The following is a 16,174-nucleotide window of genomic DNA, read 5'->3' as shown; positions in this document are numbered from 1 at the left end:
CGGCTCCTACATGCCCAAGATCGACTTGGCGATGATGGTGCGTTGAATTTCATTGGCACCCGCATAAATGGTGACCACGCGGCGGAAAAGATGTCTTTCGATCCAGCCCGAGGCGGCGGCGTCGCAGGGGCCGCCCCCATAGCCGGGCGTCAATACGATCGCCCGCGTGCCCAGCAAGGCGATCGCCGTTTCGGTCACCCGTTGCTGCAGTTCGGAGCCGCGAATTTTCAGCGTGGACGCCGCGGGACCCGGCTCTCCGCCACGCATCTGGCGGCCGATCACCCCCAGCACCGCCGACTCCAACGCCAGAAAGTCTGCCGTCAGCGTACTCAGCCGCCGGCGCACGACGGGATCTTCGATCAGGGGTTTCCCGGCAGCGTCGCACAGCGTGCGGGCCATTGCGTCCAGCCGCACGATATCGGCTTTGGTGCGCGGCGCCTGGGCATTGTTCACGCGTTCGCGGGCGAGCAGATCCTTTGCGTAGTCCCATCCCCGATTTTCCTGGCCGATCAGGTGATCGGCCGGAATGCGCACATCGTCGAGAAACAGGGCATTGACGCTGTGCCCTTCATCGATGGTCAGAATGGGGTCGAGTTTCAAACCGGGGGTGGACATCGGCACGATGAACATCGACAAGCCCGCTTGCGGCTTGGCCTGCCGGTCGGTGCGCGCAAGCAGGAACAACATGTCGGCGTAATGCCCGCTGGACAGCCACGTCTTGGTGCCGTCGATCACCCACATATCGCCGTCCCGGCGGGCCGTGGTTTTCAGGGACGCCAGATCCGAGCCCGCGTTGGGCTCCGAAAAGCCCTGGCACCAGAATTCGGTGCCGTTCAAAATCGGCGGCAGGTAACGGGCGCATTGCGCGGCACTGCCGGCGGCGATCAACATCGGGCCCGCCAGATACAAGCCCAGCACATCGCCTGGCGGCGCATCGGCAAAGGCACACTCTTCTTCGAACACGTAGCGTTCCAGCGCCGTCCAACCGGGCCCCCCGTGTGCAGCCGGCCAGTGCGGCGCGCCCCAGCCCTGGCGACCAAGAATGCCCTGCCATGCCGCCATTTGCATGCGTGACAAATGCAGCCCGGCGCACGTGGCGGCACGTAGTTCCTGCGGCAACGCGCGCGCAATAAAGGCGCGCACGTCGCTTCGAAAGGCGCGCAATTCAGGCGTGTCGAAAAGGCCCATGATGTTGCTCTCCTCTACCGCTCGCCGACTTGGCGGTCATCTGTGGTCGACAGCACCACCGCGCCCACCGTATGACGGGACGCAAGCGCATCGTGCGCAAGGGCGGCATCGCGCAGAGCGAAGGTTGCGCCCACGTGCACGCGCAGCGCGCCGCTGCCGATCAACCCGAAGACTTCCGCCGCTGCCGCCGGCAAATCGGCGCCGCCGTGCACGTAGGCGAAGACGCCGGGCACCGACACCGTCAACGACCGCGCCGGCCCCAGATCGCCGAGCGCCACCGAAGGCAAACCGGCTGCCACCTGCCCCAGATTGACCAGATGTCCGAAGGGCCGCAACACCGTCAGCGAGTCGTGGAATACCTGTCCGCCCAGCCCCTCATACACGGCGTCCACGCCGCGGCCGTCGGTGAGCCGGCGCACTTCATCGACAAAGGCGTGCTCACGATACTGAATGACGTGATCGCAGCCGAACTCGGCGGCGATCTGCGCCTTGTCCGGAGCGCCGACCGTGCCGATCACGCGTGCGCCCAGCAATCGGGCCCACTGGCACAGCAACAATCCAAGGCCACCTGCCGCAGCATGCACGAGCACCGTGTCGCCCGGCCCCACCGGCGCCACGCGCCGCAGCACCATGTGCGCCGTGAGACCGCGCAAGGTCGCGGCCCCCGCCTGTTCGAAACTCACTGCATCCGGCAAGTGCAGCAGGGTCGCGGCCGGCAGGTTGCGCCGCGTGGTGTAGCCGCCGATCGGGCGGCAGGCATAACTGACGCGATCGCCGATCGCAAATCCCTCGACACCCTCCCCAACCGCCGCGACCACACCCGCGCCCTCGACGCCCAGAACACCGGGCAAGCGCGGCAATGGGAACACGCCCCGGCGATGATAGGTGTCCAGGTAATTGACGCCGGCAACGTGCTGAACGACTTGCACCTCGCCCGCCGAGGGATCGGGCACCTCGACGCGAACGAGATGCATGACATCGGGATCGCCATAAGCCGCGATCTGAATCGCTTGAGCAGTGTGCATGGTGGTTCTCACGTCGTGCCGGAGCGGCGTGGGGCAACGTCGATGCGCTGTGGCGTCTGCGTCGCGATCATGTCGCGCAATTCGCGCTTCAAAATCTTGCCCATCGGATTCTTGGGAAGCGCCGGCAGCACGAACCATTGCCGCGGGCAGGCGTAATCGGCCAGGTGATCGGCACAGCGTTGCGCCAGCGCCTGCAAATCGAGCTGGGCGCCGTCTCGCGCCACGACGCAGGCGGCCACGTCTTCGCCCAAACCCGGATGCGCCACGGCAATCACCGCCGCTTCTTTCAGTTGGGGATCGCGGTAAAGCACCTCTTCCACCGCCGCGGACGCGACTTTCAAGCCGCCGCGATTGATGATGTCTTTCTTGCGATCCACGAAATGCAGATGGCCTTCGTCGTCGATCCGTCCGATGTCCCCGGTGCGCACCCAGCCGTCGACGAACGTTTGCGCGGTGGCTTGCGGATTACGGTAGTAGCCCAGCGCCGCGCTCGGCCCGGCAAACGCGATTTCGCCGGTAGCACCGCAGGGCACCGGCACGCCCGTGACATCGTCGACGATGCGCACGGCGCAGCCCGGCATGGCCTGACCGATGCAGCCGGCCTTGCGGGGCAGAAACCACGATGGCAGGAACGTACCCGCCGGACCGGTCTCGGTCATGCCCCAGATATGCACCTGATCGACCCATGGCAAATGCCGGCGAAACTTCTCGATCACCTCGACGGGCATCACCGCCCCGCCATAGCCCAGACGGCGCAGACACGTGAGGTCATAACCGCCGCGCGCGTACTCATCGATCATGAAGTGCAACGGCGACGTCACACCGTGATAGACGCTGGTGGCTTCGGCGGCAATCAACCGCAACCGGGCGGCATTATCCAGCGTGTTCTCCTCGAGCACGACACCGGCACCGTATACCCACGACGACAGGCACGCCATGTTGAGCACCGAGCTGGTAAAAAGCGGCCACGCGCCTTGATAAGTATCGGCGTCGGTCAAACCGATCGCGCCGCCGACGGCCAGGCCGGCATGCAACTGCGAGCGTTGCGTATGCACCACCGCCTTGGCGCGCGCCGTGGTGCCGGACGTGAACAACAACACACTGGGTGCTTCAGGATCGGGCAACGCAACCGCCTTGAGTGCGACCGCGCAATCGCTCGGCGTGGCCGACGATGCCGCCGCAGCGCCCGCCACGCCATCCTGCGGATCCGGCCAACGTTCAGCGCCCGCCAGCACATCTTCCCCACCGCCTAAACACCACAAGCGCGCCGCCGGCGCCAACCGCCGCAACCGCGCGGCATCCGCGTCCTCCGCCACAATGACGGCAGGCGCAATCAACTCGAGGGCAAACGCGAGTTCATCATCCGATGCCCGCACATTCAGAGGCGCCACAATCGCGCCCACCTCCCAGCAGCCCAACGCCGTCAGGACGCCTTCGCGCACGACAGTATTGGCCAGGAACAGTGCCACCCGATCGCCTGCATTGACATCACGCGCGCGCAACGCCTGTCCCATCGCCGTCATGCGATGCACCAGTTGCGCATAGGTCAGCCGATCGCGATAGCCGCGATAAGACGGTGCCGACAAGGCGAGTTTGAAGCGCAACGGGCCGGCGCGCCGGCGTAGCAACGCCGGAATCGTCAGTCCGGCAAGCTCATTGAAGCGGTCCATGCGAACGCCAACTCATCGACCGGTGAAGACGGGTTTGCGCTTGGCCTCGAAGGCCTCGACCGCTTCGCGATGATCCTGGGTCAGATTGGTCAGGCACTCATACGCCGTCCCTGCATCCATATGACCGTGGGCAAGCTGGCGCAGCGGAATCGTATAGCCCGCCTTTGTCCAGCGAATCGCCTTGGCGGCCCCGTGACGCAGCTTGGCGACAATGCCGTCGACCGTGCTGTCGAGATCCGCGGGATCGACGACATGACCGATCGCGCCCAAAGCATAAGCTTCCTGTGCGGTGAGCAGGTCGCCCGTCAACAGCATCTCGCGCGCACGGCCATAACCGATGACTGCCGGCCACAGAAAGCCGCCGCCATCGGCGGCGTTCAATCCCACGCGCACGTGCGGATCACCGATGCGTGCACCGTCGGCCATCACGGTGATATCGCACAGCAAGGCGAGCGTGGCGCCCAGCCCCACCGCATGGCCGTTGATGCGGCCGATGATGGGAATTTCGCAGTCGAGCATCGAGTACACGATGCGCTTGGCCTCCCACGTCACGACCTCGAAATCCTCGGGATCGCGCACTGCCGCTTTCATCCACTCGATGTCGCCGCCGGCGCAAAAGGCTTTGCCTGCGCCAGTCAGCACGATGGCCCGCAGATCGCGCCGCGCCGCCAGGTCGATGAACACCCGCGACAGCGCGGTGTGCAGGGGGCCGGCCACTGCGTTGAGCTGCTCCGGCCGATTGAGCGTAATGCGCGCCACGCCATCCTCGATATCCAACAGCAAAGACGAATCCGACATGCTGTGTCTCCTGATTATTGTGCGCACAGTGTGATGGGCGGTTGCGGCACGCGCCAAGCGTCCGATGCTGGAATGTTCACGATGTGATCGCTCGTGCATCTTGTGCACTGCACACGGCATAACACTTGCCAGTGCTGCAAAACATCCACATGCTGCCGCTCCAAGCCCGGAGGCTCGCTCATGAAACGTGCTATCTCACACCCGCAACCGTTTACCTTGCGCGTCACCGATGACGCGATTGCCGATCTCGACGTACGCCTCGCGCTGACCCGATTTCCGGATCAACCGGCATTACCTGCATGGACGACCGGCACGGACCTGGCATGGATGCGCAAGCTGGTCGACTACTGGCGCACGGCGTTTGACTGGCGGGCGCAGGAAGCCCGGCTGAATGCATTCGATAACTTCACCGTCGACATCGGCCCGCATACCCTGCACTTTCTGCATGCGGCCGGCCAGGGTCCCGCGCCCTTTCCGTTGGTGCTCTCGCATGGCTGGCCTGGATCCGTCTTCGAGTTTTTGCAATTGATTCCGCGGCTGACGGACCCGGCCCGATTCGGCGGCGATCCCGCCGACGCCTTCACCGTGGTCGCGCCCAGTCTCCCCGGTTACGGCCTGTCGTTCAAAGCGGGAGCGCCTCGCGTTCCCGTCGAAGGCATGGCCGACCTCTTCGCGGCGCTGATGACGGATGTGCTGGGTTACACGCGCTTCGGTGCGCAAGGCGGTGACTGGGGCGCGTCGGTCTCGGCCTGCCTGGGGCATGCCTATCCAGACAAAGTCGCCGGCATCCACCTCAACATGCTGCCGCTGCCGCGCGATCCGCATGCCTTCGACGCGCCCACGGCGCAAGAGCGCGCGTATCTCGACGCCGTGCACCTCTGGCTCAAACAGGAAACGGGATACAGCACGATACAAGGCACCCGCCCGCAAACCCTGGCTTATGCGCTTACCGACTCGCCGGCCGGTCTGGCCGCCTGGATCGCAGAAAAATTTCGCGCCTGGTCGGATTGCGGCGGCGATATCGACGCCTGCTTTTCCCACGATGAGCTGTTGTCTCATATCGGTCTGTATTGGTTTACGGGCTCGATCAATGCCTCGTTCTGGCCGTACTACGCCCGCCATCAAGGCGAATGGCCGTTTCCACCGGCGGGGGGCGTGAAGGTGCCAACGGGTTATGCGGCGTTCCCTGCCGAGATCGTGCGTCCGCCCCGGGCGCTCGCCGAACGCACCTTCACGGACATTCAGCGTTGGACCGAGATGCCCCACGGCGGCCACTTTGCCGCGCTCGAACAACCGGATGCGCTGGCACACGACATCCGTGCCTTCTTCCGGCCGTTACGTGTGTAGGTCGAGCTGCTGCAATTCGGACGTCAACAGTTTCTGCAGCGCGTGCTGCCGCTCGGGGCCAAAGCGCAACGTAAGCGTGGCAATGCTGATGGCGCCCATCGCATGCTCACCCAGCTTGAACGCCACGCCGATGCCCGCCACACCCACTTCAAACGCTTCGAAGGTGATGGCGCAATCCCGTTCACGCACCGCAGTGCCCATCGCCAGCAAGCGGTCCAGTCCGATATGTCGTTCCGCATACTCGGCCGCGTTGCGCTGATGGGTCAAGGTGATCTCGGCTGCAGTCATGAAACCCAGTACCGCTACACCGCAGGTACCCGTGCCCAGCAGCCGCCGCTGGCCGATATTGGTGGTCAACACTTTCACCAGTGAGCTGCCGACTTCGCGATGGGCGCATTGCACGAAGTCGCCCTGCCGAATCATCAGGAAGGTCGTGTCGCCGGCGATGCGCGCAATGCGCTTCATTGCCGGAATGAACCGCGTGATGAGGGGCGTCGGGCTCGGCAGGAGCGAGCCCAGCAACACCGCTTCCGGCCCCAGGTGATAGCGTTGATCGTCGTCGCGATCGATGAACTGTTCTTCGACCAGGCAGCTCATCAGCCGGTAGGTGGTACTGCGATCCAACCCCGACTCTTTCACCAGTTGCGTCAACCGCACGCCCCCATCGCCCCGCCGCGCCACCAGCCGCAATAGCGCCAAGGCCCGCCGCAAGCTTTGCGTGCCGCGCACGCCGCTGCCGTCATCCGTGGTTCGTATGCCCATCAATGCGGTTGTCATCAAGCGACTCCCCACCGTTAGCCAACAGTTACGCGATGCTGTATCCGCCGTCGACAGGCAGCGTGACGCCCGTAATGTAGCGCGCATCGGCCGAGCACAGGAAAGCGACGGCCTTGGCCACGTCCTGCGGCACGCCCCAGGCGCCGATCGGCAATCGTTTGAGCAAGGCAGCACTGCGCTCAGGATCGGCGAAGGCGGTCGCCGACATGCGCGTATCGATCCAGCCGGGTGCTACCGCATTCACGCGGATCCCCTCGGCGGCATACCCCGCAGCCAATGACTTGGTCAGCGACACCACGGCGCCTTTACTGGCGGCGTAGGCCGGATTGCGCGGCGAGCCGAAGAAACTCCACATCGACGCGAAGTTGACGATATTGCCGCGCGCCGCGCCCAGCGCGTGGCGGAACAACACGCAGGCGAGCTGCGTGCCGAGCAGATTCACATCGACCACCCGCTTGAAACCCGCGACCGTATGCTCGGCGTTGTCATGCAGAATGATCCCGGCCGCATTGATCAGCACATCCACGCGCGGCTCCGCAGCGGCGATCGCCTGCAGCCCCGCCTCATCCGTGATATCCATGCGCCGAAAGTCGATATCCGTGTGCTCGATCGCAGGTTCGGTGTCCAGGCCCAGCGCCAGCACGCGAAAGCCGCGGGCGCGCAGTTCGATGCACGAGGCCAGGCCCAGCCCTGTGCCGCCGCCCGTCACGATGGCCAGCGGCGCAGTTGAAGAGGTATCCGTCATGATGCGTTGTACTCAGGCAGGAGAAAAGGAAAGGGCTTCGACGCGCTGCATGGCGGCCACGAAGTCGGCCTGTGCCAAGGGGCGCTGGAAGTGCTTCAAATGCGGCGATTGCATCGTGCCTGCGGCGATCGATTCGATCATGGCGTCGTTCACCTCCGGCGCTCCGAGTTCGGCCAGCGTTCGCGGCAAACCGATCGCGCGATAAAACCGTGCTTGTTGCGCCATGAACGCCTCGGAACGGCCTTCCAGTTGCCACTGCACGTAGAGACCATAGGCCACCTGCAGGCCATGCAATGCCGCGCCAAGTTCAGGCACCCGCGGCAGGCCGCGCGTCATCGAATGCGCGATCGACAGGCCGCTGTTCTCGAACGCCAGACCGCTGAGCAACACCAGCGCTTCGGTGAGCCGTTCGAATGCGGCGTTGGGCTCGGCCGCGCCCAACGACGACAATGCCGCTTCGGCGTCGGCGCGGATCACCCGATCGCAAGCCACCGACAGCTGTTCTGCCGCGATCGTGCTCACGCCACCAAACAGATTCCGGCCGCCGGCCAGCCGCGTCTGGTCGCCTTCATACAGTTTGCACAAGGCGTCGCCGATGCCGGATACCAATAGCGCACGCGGTGCCCGCACCAGAAAACGGGTGTCCACGACCACCGCATCCGGGTTACGCGGCAATTGCTCGACCGACAACAGGCGATGGTGATCGTCGTAGAACACAAAGGCCTTGCTGCACGGACCATCGTTGGAAGCCGAGGTCGGCAACACCACCAGCCGTGCGCCCAATTCGCGTGCGACGGCCTTGCCCGTATCCACGCCCTTGCCGCCGCCTGCCGCAATCACGACGTCCGGCGTGGCGCCGTCGGCACGCGCCTCAGCACACAACGCCGCCACCGCAGCGTGTGTGACATCGCCGCGCACTTCCAGCCAGCGCAAGGATTGCGACTGCGCCGCGCACGATGCCACGACACCGGCCTGCACCAGGTCACGAACAATGATGTCGCACACCAGCACGGGATGCCGTCCCAGCGAAGCCACACATTCGCCGATCAATGCCACGGCGCCCGGTCCCTGGAAATATCGATGCGCGGCGCCAAATGCCCTGATCTCGCTTGCGTTCATGTCAGGCGGCCTCCAGCCAACTTCCTACGCGCGTGACGATACGATCGGTAGAAAGTCCGTAGCGATCGAGCAGAAACGCATGCGAACCGCAGGATGTGAACGTGTCGGGAATCGCGATCTTCAGCACTGGCCGTTGCAGCCCCGCATCGTGCAGCGACTCGATCACTAACGACGCCAGCCCGCCGCTGGCGACATGGTTTTCGCACACCACCAACCGCTTGACCGATCCGGCGAATTCGACCAGACCCGCGTGATCGAACGGTTTGAGCGATGCCGTGTGAAAGATCGACGCGCCCACACCCTGGCGTTCCAACTGCGCCACGGCATCGAACACGCGTTCGGTCATCGATCCTGTCGACACGAAACCGATATCGCCGTCGCCCCACACCACATGCCCACGTCCGACTTCGAGCTTGTGCGTGGCGGGGTCGAACACCACCGGCACGTTCGCACGCAGCAGGCGGCAATACATCGTGCCGGGCCAATCGGCGGCCTGCTCGGCAATCTGCATCATCTCGGTGGCGTCGCACGGATCGAGCACGGTCATGCCTGGAATGGCGCGCATCAACGCCAGATCCTCATTGGCCTGATGGGTGCCGCCGTAGCCCGACTGCAGGGCGGGATTGCCGGCAAACATCTTGACGCGTTCATTGCTGTGCGCGCACGCGATCGCCAGAAAATCGTACGCGCGACGCGTGGCGAACGTGCCATACGTTGTGCAATACGCCACCTTGCCTACCTTGGACAAGCCGGCTGCGGCCATCACCATGGCCTGCTCGGCCATCCCCACGTTGAAGTAGCGATCGGGATAGCGCTGGCTGAAGTCGGCCGTATCGGTGTATTTCCCCAGGTCGGCGGTCAGCAGCACCAGCTCGGGGTGATGCTCGGCGGCCCGCATCATGCCCTGAGAAAACGGTGCACGTACTGCATCGCGGCCCACCACCGCCTCGGACTCGCTCATTGCAAGGGTTCTGCCTTCACGCATTTTCAGCCTCCAGTTCGCGCGCCACGTCTTCCCATTCGTCGGCATCGATGCGCACGAAATGCGCGCGATCCCGCTGCTCGATCCGTTTGACCCCACGCCCCGGATGCGTGCGCATCACGATGGCGCGCGGCTTGCCGCCACGGGCACGCGACCAGTCGGCCGCCGCCAGCAGTTGCGTCATGTCATTGCCGTCGATCTCTTTTACGTCCCAGCCGAACGCGGCGAACCGATCGGCCACCGGTTCGATCGATACCACGATGGGGCCGTCCGCCTGAATGCCGTTGCAGTCCACCCAGCAGACAAGATTGTCGAGATGAAAGGCAGCCGCCGTATTGGCGGCCTCCCAGGTCGACCCCTCCTGCAACTCGCCGTCAGACACTTCCACATGGATGTTCGATCGCTTGCCATCCAGCCGATAACCCAGCGCCGCTCCAGTCGCGATGCCCAGCCCATGGCCCAGCGATCCCCCGGTCATCTCCACGCCTGGTACATGCCCTTCCATGGTGCTCATATCCAGCCGCCCGCCATCGGCGCCGTAGGTCGTGAGCTCCGAAGGATCGATCGTTCCCAGCTCGGCAAACACCGCCCATAACGCAATCGAGTAATGGCCGGTGGAGAGATAAAACCGCTGTCGATCCCGATCGTCGAAACGCCAATCGTCTTCGTCGAATACATGCCAATACAACACGGCAAGAAAATCCGCCAATCCGAGCCCCTGCCCGAGGTAGCCCTGCCCCTTGCCGCGCGCCTGCACGATCATGTGCCGGCGCAGGTTGAGCGCGATTGCGCGTAGCCGCAAGGCTTCCGATGGCTGCATCGTGTCCATGTCAAATTCCCAGATAGGTTGCGCGTAGATGCGCGTTGTTCATCAGTTCGGAGCCGGTTCCAGACAGCGAAATCGCGCCGTTCTCCACCACGTAGCCGTAGTCGGCCATCTGCAGCACCTTGAAAACGTTCTGCTCGATCACGAGCACCGTCACACCCAATGCGCGGATACCGGAAATCGACTCGAACAAGCGGTCGACCATGATCGGCGCCAGACCCAGCGAGGGCTCATCCAACGCCAGCAGCTTCGGCTTGGCCATCAGCGCACGTCCCACGGCCACCATCTGTTGCTGCCCGCCCGATAGCGTGGAGGCCGACAGACGCTGGCGCTCTTCGAGAATCGGAAAGAGCGCAAACACCTCGGCCAGCGTGCGATCGCGCACCGCCCGGGCGCGCGCATTGTGCGCACCCACCAGCAGGTTTTCGCGGATCGACATATCCAGGAAGAGCTGTTTGCCTTCGGGCGACTGCACAAACCCGCGTTGCACCACCTTGTGCGGCGGCAGGCCCTCAATGGCGTCGCCGTCCAGCGCGATCGCGCCGCGGGTGGGCCGCAACAATCCGGAGATCGTGCGCAACAGGGTCGTCTTGCCCGCGCCATTGGCACCGATCAGCGCCACCATCTGACCGGCGTCAACGCTGAGTGACAGCCCCTGCAACACCTCGGCATCGCCGTAGCCCACGGCCAGATCGCGCACCTCAAGCATCGGCGCCGGCATAGTCGTCTCCAAAATAGGCTTTCAGCACATCGGGTTGCCGCACCACCTCGGTGGGCGCGCCGTTGGCGATCAACTCGCCCAGGTGCATCACGATCACCCGATCCGATAACCCCATGATCACTTTCATCACATGTTCGATGATGAGGATGGTCACACCACGGTCGCGTACCTGCTTGATCAATTGCACCATCAGCAGGGCCTCTTGCGGCGTGGCGCCCGCCACCACCTCATCCATCAGCAACAACGCCGGATCGGTGGACAGCGCCCGGCCCAGTTCCACCTTGCGGCGCTCGAACGCCGTCAGGTTGTCGGCGTCCACGTCGGCGATCTCGCGCATGCCCAAGAAATCGAGCAGCTCATCGGCCCGCTCGACGCTGTACTTGCGATCGTTCGTTTTCACCAACGCGCCCACGATCAGGTTCTCGCGCGTGGTCATTCCGCCGAAGGGTTTGGACAATTGAAATGTGCGTGCCAGTCCGCTCTTGCACACGCCCCAGGGACGCTTGCCCGTGATGTCGCGTCCGTTCAAGCGGATGCGGCCGCTGTCGGCCGCGACGAATCCGGCAATCATGTTGAAGGCGGTCGTTTTTCCGGCACCGTTGGGGCCCAGCAACCCAAGAATTTCGCCGCGGGCCAGATTGAACGACACGTCCTTGACGGCCTGCACGCCGCCGTAGCGTTTGGCGATGCGTTCCACCTCGAGCAGGTTGTCGCTCATCGCACACGCCCCCTCAATCGCCGCCCCAGCGCCTTGATCGGATGCCAGAGGCCTTTGGGCAGATAGAGCACCGAAATGATCAGCACCAACCCGTACATCGCCAAGTGCAGGCCGATGAACCGTCCACCGAGATAAATGCGCGTGAGTTCGGCGATCGGCGCCAGGAAGAGTGCGCCGATCAGCGGCCCGAACACCGTACCCTGCCCGCCGATGATCGTCATGAGCGCCATGTCGATCGACAGCTCGATGCCCATATTGCGTTCGGGATTGATGAAGCGAACGAACTGGGCGTAGAAGCTCCCGCCCAAGGCCGTCATGAAGGCACTCATCGCGTAGGCCATCAAGGTATATCGCGTGGGGTTGATGCCCAGCGACTCGGCGGCATCGCGATCGCCCCGGATGGCTTTGAGGCAGGCCCCCAGACGGCTGCGCTCCATGAGCCATGTCATGCCCATCACGATTACCAGCAATGCCAGGATGATGTAGTAGTAAGGCACCTTGCTCTCGAACTGGAACAGCGCGAAGTTGGTGCCCAGCAGCGGGACGGAAAGCCCCTCTGCGCCCTTGAGCGCGATACCGAAGAAGTTATCGGTGTTCTCCACCCAGATGCGCACCATTTCGGCGACCGCAATCGTGGTCAAAGCGAAATACGGCCCGCGCAAACGCATCGTGGGATACCCGATCGCCACGGCCAGAATGGCGGCCAGCACACCGCCCACCAGCATCCCCAACCAGGGCGACATGCCCATCCCCGTCAGCAGCAGCACGGAGGTATATCCGCCCACCCCACTGAATACCGAGTGACCGAAGGAAATCTGGCCCACGTAGCCGCACATCAGGTTCCATGCGCACGCCAGATAGGCGAAATAAAGCACCATGATGAGAGAGTGGATCATGAAGCTGTCCACCAGGAACGGCAGCCCGCACGCCAGCAGGAGCAATAGTGCCGGCAACCAGGCGTTCGATTGTCGAGTCATCGTAGGGTCCTCATTTCTTCTTGCCCATCAGGCCTTGTGGGCGCCAGAGCAAAATAAGAATGAACAGGCCGAGCGAAAAGATGGATGCCGCCGGTGCCGAATAGAACTGCGAGGCGACCGACTCGAACAGACCGATCACCAGCCCGCCTACCAGCGAGCCCGAAATGCTGCCGATGCCGCCCAGGACCACCACGATGAACGATTTGATGCCGAACGCCAGTCCGACGTTGGGCGTCAAAGGGATGAAGGGTGCGATGAGGCAACCCATCACACCCACGATGGCGCAACCGATGCCGAACGTGAGGTTGTAGATGAAGGGCACATCGATGCCCGACAGCGCGGCGGCATCGCGGTTCTGCGCCGTCGCGCGAATCGCGCGGCCGGTGTCGGTGCGCGCCAGCCAAAGCGCCAGGCCAGCGGCCAGCACCAGCGCCGCACCGGCGGCCACCAAGCGGAAGACGTTGATGGGAAATTCCGCCACCATCAGCGAGGTCACGGTGATCGCGGAGGTCACCGACTGCACATTGGGGCCGAACAACATCAGCACGCCGTTGTCCATGAGAATGTAAACGCCGGCAGTTAGCAGCAGGGCACTGACCGGTTCGACCACCAGGGCCCGCTCGCGCCGGATGAGCGGACCGATGATCACGGCTTGCACGGCGAAGCCAAGCGCAAACATCAACGGTGCGGCAATGAGCACGCTCACATAAGGATCCAGTCCCACGATCTTCTGAAACCAGAATGCCACGTACATCGAGACCATCAGGAAAGAGCCGTGCGCGAAATTGACGATGCGCAGCACGCCGAAAATCAAGCTCAGTCCCAACGCGATGCCGCCGAACATGGCGCCCACCAACAACCCATTGAGTGCTGAATAAGTCAGGACATAACCATCCACTGTGCCACCTCGCCGAACACATCAGTCGAACGAAGGCTCGCCAGACGCGCCGCCCACACAACAGGCGGCACATCGAGCACGGCGAGCCGGGTCAGGGTATTGCGGCGGTTATTGGCGCGCAGACCACTTGGGCACGGGCCACACCGGCTTGGTATCGGAAGCACGGTTTTCGAGCGGCCAGACGGTGCGGCGACGGCCGTCGATGTTTTCCGAGATCACGCCGTGCGCAAACGTGTTCTGCCCATTCTCGTCGAACTTCACACGCTGATAACCTGGAAAGAGCGCCGGCCCACTGGTGATGTCGGTGGCCGCGAGCGCATCGCGCACTTGCTCGCGATCGGCCGACTTCGCCCGCTCCAGTGCATCCTTGATCACGTACGTGGCGGCCACGCCTTGCGCACCGTAGGCGCTCAAGCCGTAGCCCAACGCGGCCTTGGCCTGCTTGTCGGCATCGTGCAGCAGGGGATCCTGATTGTTGGCCAGAATATCCACTTGCCAATCTTCCTGCACGAAGTAGTAGGCCGGAAACTTCGGATTGATGGCGGCATAGAAGGCGGGATCTTCGGTGCCCCCGCCGGCGGAGTGCACGCCGAACGGCAAGTCAAGTCGCTGCTCCGCCAACTGCCGGGAGAACAGCAACTGATCCGGCGTGTAGAGCGCAAGCACCAGCGCATCGGGTTTGGCCGATCGAATCTTCAGCAACTGCGGCGTGAAGTCGACCGAGTTCAACGGCGCCGCTTCGTCGAAGACCACCTTGATGCCCTTGTCCGCGATCAGCTTGCGGAAGTTCGACGCGTGCGACCGCCCCCAATCGCCACCTTCGAAAAACAGCGCGACGGTTTGAACGGGCTGGCCGGTCTCCTTGGCCAGCAATGTCATCGCTTCGACCTGCTCACGCGCGTCATACAAGGCCTTGTTGTTCACCCGAAAGATGTAGCGAAACTTGCGCTCGGTGATCTCGTCCTTTACGGCACCCACGGCGACCCAGGGCGTCTTGTTGCGTTCGGCCACTTCGGTGGCGGGAAACGTCACCGCGCTATTGAACGCGCCACAAAGCACCGCGACGTTCTCACGCTGGATGAGCCGCTCGGTTTCGGATACCCCCACGTCCGCCTTGGATTGCGAATCGGCAAACACCGCTTCGAGCTTGGCGCCGTTCATGGCCGCAATGCCGCCAGCTGCATTGATTTGCGCCACGGCCGCGGCCACGCCTACTCGCGTCTGATTGCCAACAGCCGCCGAACCACCGCTCAGTGGCAATACACACCCGATTTTCACCGCACTTTGCGCCAGAGCGGGACCGCCGGCGATCAACCCTCCGCATAACGCGACACCGGACCACAGCGCGCGCGTGCTCACACGTAAGCCGTTCATGTTTGTCTCCGATATTTTTTATAGTTCGGGCAGTGTGCGAGCCGGTCAGTGCATCCGCAAAAATAATTCCGTGCGCTGTTCATATAGTGCACATAGCGGTTTCCCTTACCGGGGCGGCATGCTGCAAGTGCGAACGCACGTGCACAGCGTGATCCATCCGTTTGACGCCGTGCAGCACAATTTCCTATAGTTGTTCTGTTTATAGGAACTTTTGTTCCGATTTATGGAACTTGAATGAGTATTCTGGATGGCGTGCAAAAGGTGCTGACCTTGTTCGGCACCGGTGCGACCGATCTCAGTTTTTCGGAGGTTGCTGCGCGCCTGGCCCTGCCCCGCAGCACGGCGTCGCGCCTGCTCAATCAGATGCACGCGTACCAGTTGCTGGATCAGGACGTCGCGACGCGCCGCTATCGGCCGGGGGCACTCTTGTCTGCAGCGGTAAACCCGCGTGTCCCCACGACGCCGTTGGACGACGCCTGCAGCGCTGCCCTGGACCGACTGTGCGAAGCGAGCGGGCTCACCACCTACCTGTGCGCCCTTTCCGGTGCCGACACCGTCGTGCTGAAGCGGCTCAACGGCGCGCACCCATTGCAGCTGCTGTCGCAGCCCGGAGCCCAGCGACCCGCCTCCTACACCGCAGTCGGGCGCGCATTGGTGTCGCGATTGAGCGATGCGGAGTTCATCGCGGCATTCGGCAACGATACGCGTGCCCCCTTGCCCACCACGGGACGCGACACCCCGCGCACTGTGGCGGCCTTGCGCAAGCGCGTGGCCCAGGCGCACGCCGCCCGTCATGCCGTGGCCATCGATGAATCGATGCCCGGCATCGGCGCCGTCGGGGCTGCCGTACGCGATCCCGCTACGCAGACATTACGCGGCCTGTGCCTCACCTTTCTTTCTTTTCAGGTTGATTGCAGCACGGTGAACGCCCTGCGGTCGCTCGTGCTGGGCGAGGTCGGTGCCCTCGGTCGACAACTCGGCGATCCCTATTGGACGACTTGATTTTTCT

General features: G+C 63.6%; 16 protein-coding genes. 2 read left to right on the top strand and 14 right to left on the bottom strand.

What is annotated here, in order from left to right:
- Nucleotides 1–6 precede the first annotated feature (6 nt).
- From EYW45_RS07425 to EYW45_RS07410, 4 genes are read right to left on the bottom strand one after another with little or no spacing between them, the layout of a single operon-like run.
- Complete coding sequence (locus EYW45_RS07425) at nt 7–1,188, bottom strand: acyl-CoA dehydrogenase family protein (RefSeq protein ID WP_161134761.1); 1,182 nt, start codon at nt 1,186–1,188, stop codon at nt 7–9.
- 14 nt (nt 1,189–1,202) lie between these two features.
- Complete coding sequence (locus EYW45_RS07420; RefSeq protein WP_161134760.1) at nt 1,203–2,213, bottom strand: quinone oxidoreductase family protein; 1,011 nt, start codon at nt 2,211–2,213, stop codon at nt 1,203–1,205.
- An 8-nt stretch (nt 2,214–2,221) separates the two neighbouring features.
- Nucleotides 2,222–3,883, bottom strand: a complete 1,662-nt coding sequence (locus tag EYW45_RS07415; RefSeq protein WP_161134759.1) for a class I adenylate-forming enzyme family protein — start codon at nt 3,881–3,883, stop codon at nt 2,222–2,224.
- 12 nt (nt 3,884–3,895) lie between these two features.
- The gene (locus EYW45_RS07410) at nt 3,896–4,681 is read right to left on the bottom strand and encodes an enoyl-CoA hydratase/isomerase family protein (protein ID WP_161134758.1); all 786 of its coding nucleotides are present in this window, start codon (nt 4,679–4,681) and stop codon (nt 3,896–3,898) included.
- 180 nt (nt 4,682–4,861) lie between these two features.
- Between EYW45_RS07410 and EYW45_RS07405 the strand changes: the two genes are divergently transcribed.
- Nucleotides 4,862–6,028 carry an epoxide hydrolase family protein gene (locus EYW45_RS07405; protein ID WP_161134757.1) on the top strand — a complete coding sequence of 389 codons (1,167 nt, stop codon included), beginning with the start codon at nt 4,862–4,864 and terminating at the stop codon, nt 6,026–6,028.
- Here EYW45_RS07405 and EYW45_RS07400 read toward each other — a convergent pair.
- The 10 genes from EYW45_RS07400 to EYW45_RS07355 form a co-directional block, all read right to left on the bottom strand.
- Nucleotides 6,017–6,805 carry an IclR family transcriptional regulator gene (locus tag EYW45_RS07400; protein ID WP_161134756.1) on the bottom strand — a complete coding sequence of 263 codons (789 nt, stop codon included), beginning with the start codon at nt 6,803–6,805 and terminating at the stop codon, nt 6,017–6,019. The two genes, EYW45_RS07405 and EYW45_RS07400, sit on opposite strands and share 12 nt — an antisense overlap.
- A 28-nt stretch (nt 6,806–6,833) precedes the next feature.
- On the bottom strand, nt 6,834–7,550 hold the full coding sequence (locus tag EYW45_RS07395; RefSeq protein ID WP_161134755.1) for an SDR family NAD(P)-dependent oxidoreductase: 717 nt from the start codon (nt 7,548–7,550) through the stop codon (nt 6,834–6,836).
- 12 nt (nt 7,551–7,562) lie between these two features.
- Nucleotides 7,563–8,669, bottom strand: coding sequence for a glycerol dehydrogenase (locus EYW45_RS07390; protein ID WP_161134754.1), 1,107 nt, complete (start codon nt 8,667–8,669; stop codon nt 7,563–7,565).
- Nucleotide 8,670: 1 nt separating this feature from the next.
- On the bottom strand, nt 8,671–9,630 hold the full coding sequence (locus EYW45_RS07385) for a transketolase family protein (protein ID WP_235938960.1): 960 nt from the start codon (nt 9,628–9,630) through the stop codon (nt 8,671–8,673).
- Between the two features lie 16 nt (nt 9,631–9,646).
- On the bottom strand, nt 9,647–10,480 hold the full coding sequence (locus EYW45_RS07380) for a transketolase (RefSeq protein WP_161134752.1): 834 nt from the start codon (nt 10,478–10,480) through the stop codon (nt 9,647–9,649).
- Between the two features lies 1 nt (nt 10,481).
- Nucleotides 10,482–11,198, bottom strand: a complete 717-nt coding sequence (locus tag EYW45_RS07375; protein ID WP_161134751.1) for an ABC transporter ATP-binding protein — start codon at nt 11,196–11,198, stop codon at nt 10,482–10,484.
- On the bottom strand, nt 11,179–11,916 hold the full coding sequence (locus tag EYW45_RS07370; RefSeq protein WP_161134750.1) for an ABC transporter ATP-binding protein: 738 nt from the start codon (nt 11,914–11,916) through the stop codon (nt 11,179–11,181). Before EYW45_RS07370 ends, EYW45_RS07375 begins: the two co-directional genes overlap by 20 nt.
- Nucleotides 11,913–12,893, bottom strand: coding sequence for a branched-chain amino acid ABC transporter permease (locus tag EYW45_RS07365; RefSeq protein ID WP_161134749.1), 981 nt, complete (start codon nt 12,891–12,893; stop codon nt 11,913–11,915). Before EYW45_RS07365 ends, EYW45_RS07370 begins: the two co-directional genes overlap by 4 nt.
- Nucleotides 12,894–12,903: 10 nt before the next feature.
- The gene (locus tag EYW45_RS07360) at nt 12,904–13,791 is read right to left on the bottom strand and encodes a branched-chain amino acid ABC transporter permease (RefSeq protein WP_161134748.1); all 888 of its coding nucleotides are present in this window, start codon (nt 13,789–13,791) and stop codon (nt 12,904–12,906) included.
- Between the two features lie 108 nt (nt 13,792–13,899).
- Entirely contained in the window at nt 13,900–15,165 is a 1,266-nt protein-coding gene (locus tag EYW45_RS07355; RefSeq protein ID WP_161134747.1) for an ABC transporter substrate-binding protein, read from the bottom strand.
- A 234-nt stretch (nt 15,166–15,399) separates the two neighbouring features.
- On the opposite strand from EYW45_RS07355, the gene EYW45_RS07350 reads away from it, so the two are divergent.
- Nucleotides 15,400–16,167, top strand: coding sequence for an IclR family transcriptional regulator (locus tag EYW45_RS07350; RefSeq protein ID WP_161134746.1), 768 nt, complete (start codon nt 15,400–15,402; stop codon nt 16,165–16,167).
- Nucleotides 16,168–16,174: the final 7 nt, after the last annotated feature.

Source organism: Schauerella aestuarii (assembly GCF_009866805.1).
GTDB lineage: Bacteria > Pseudomonadota > Gammaproteobacteria > Burkholderiales > Burkholderiaceae_B > Schauerella > Schauerella aestuarii.
This window is presented reverse-complemented; position numbering and strand designations above follow the sequence as displayed.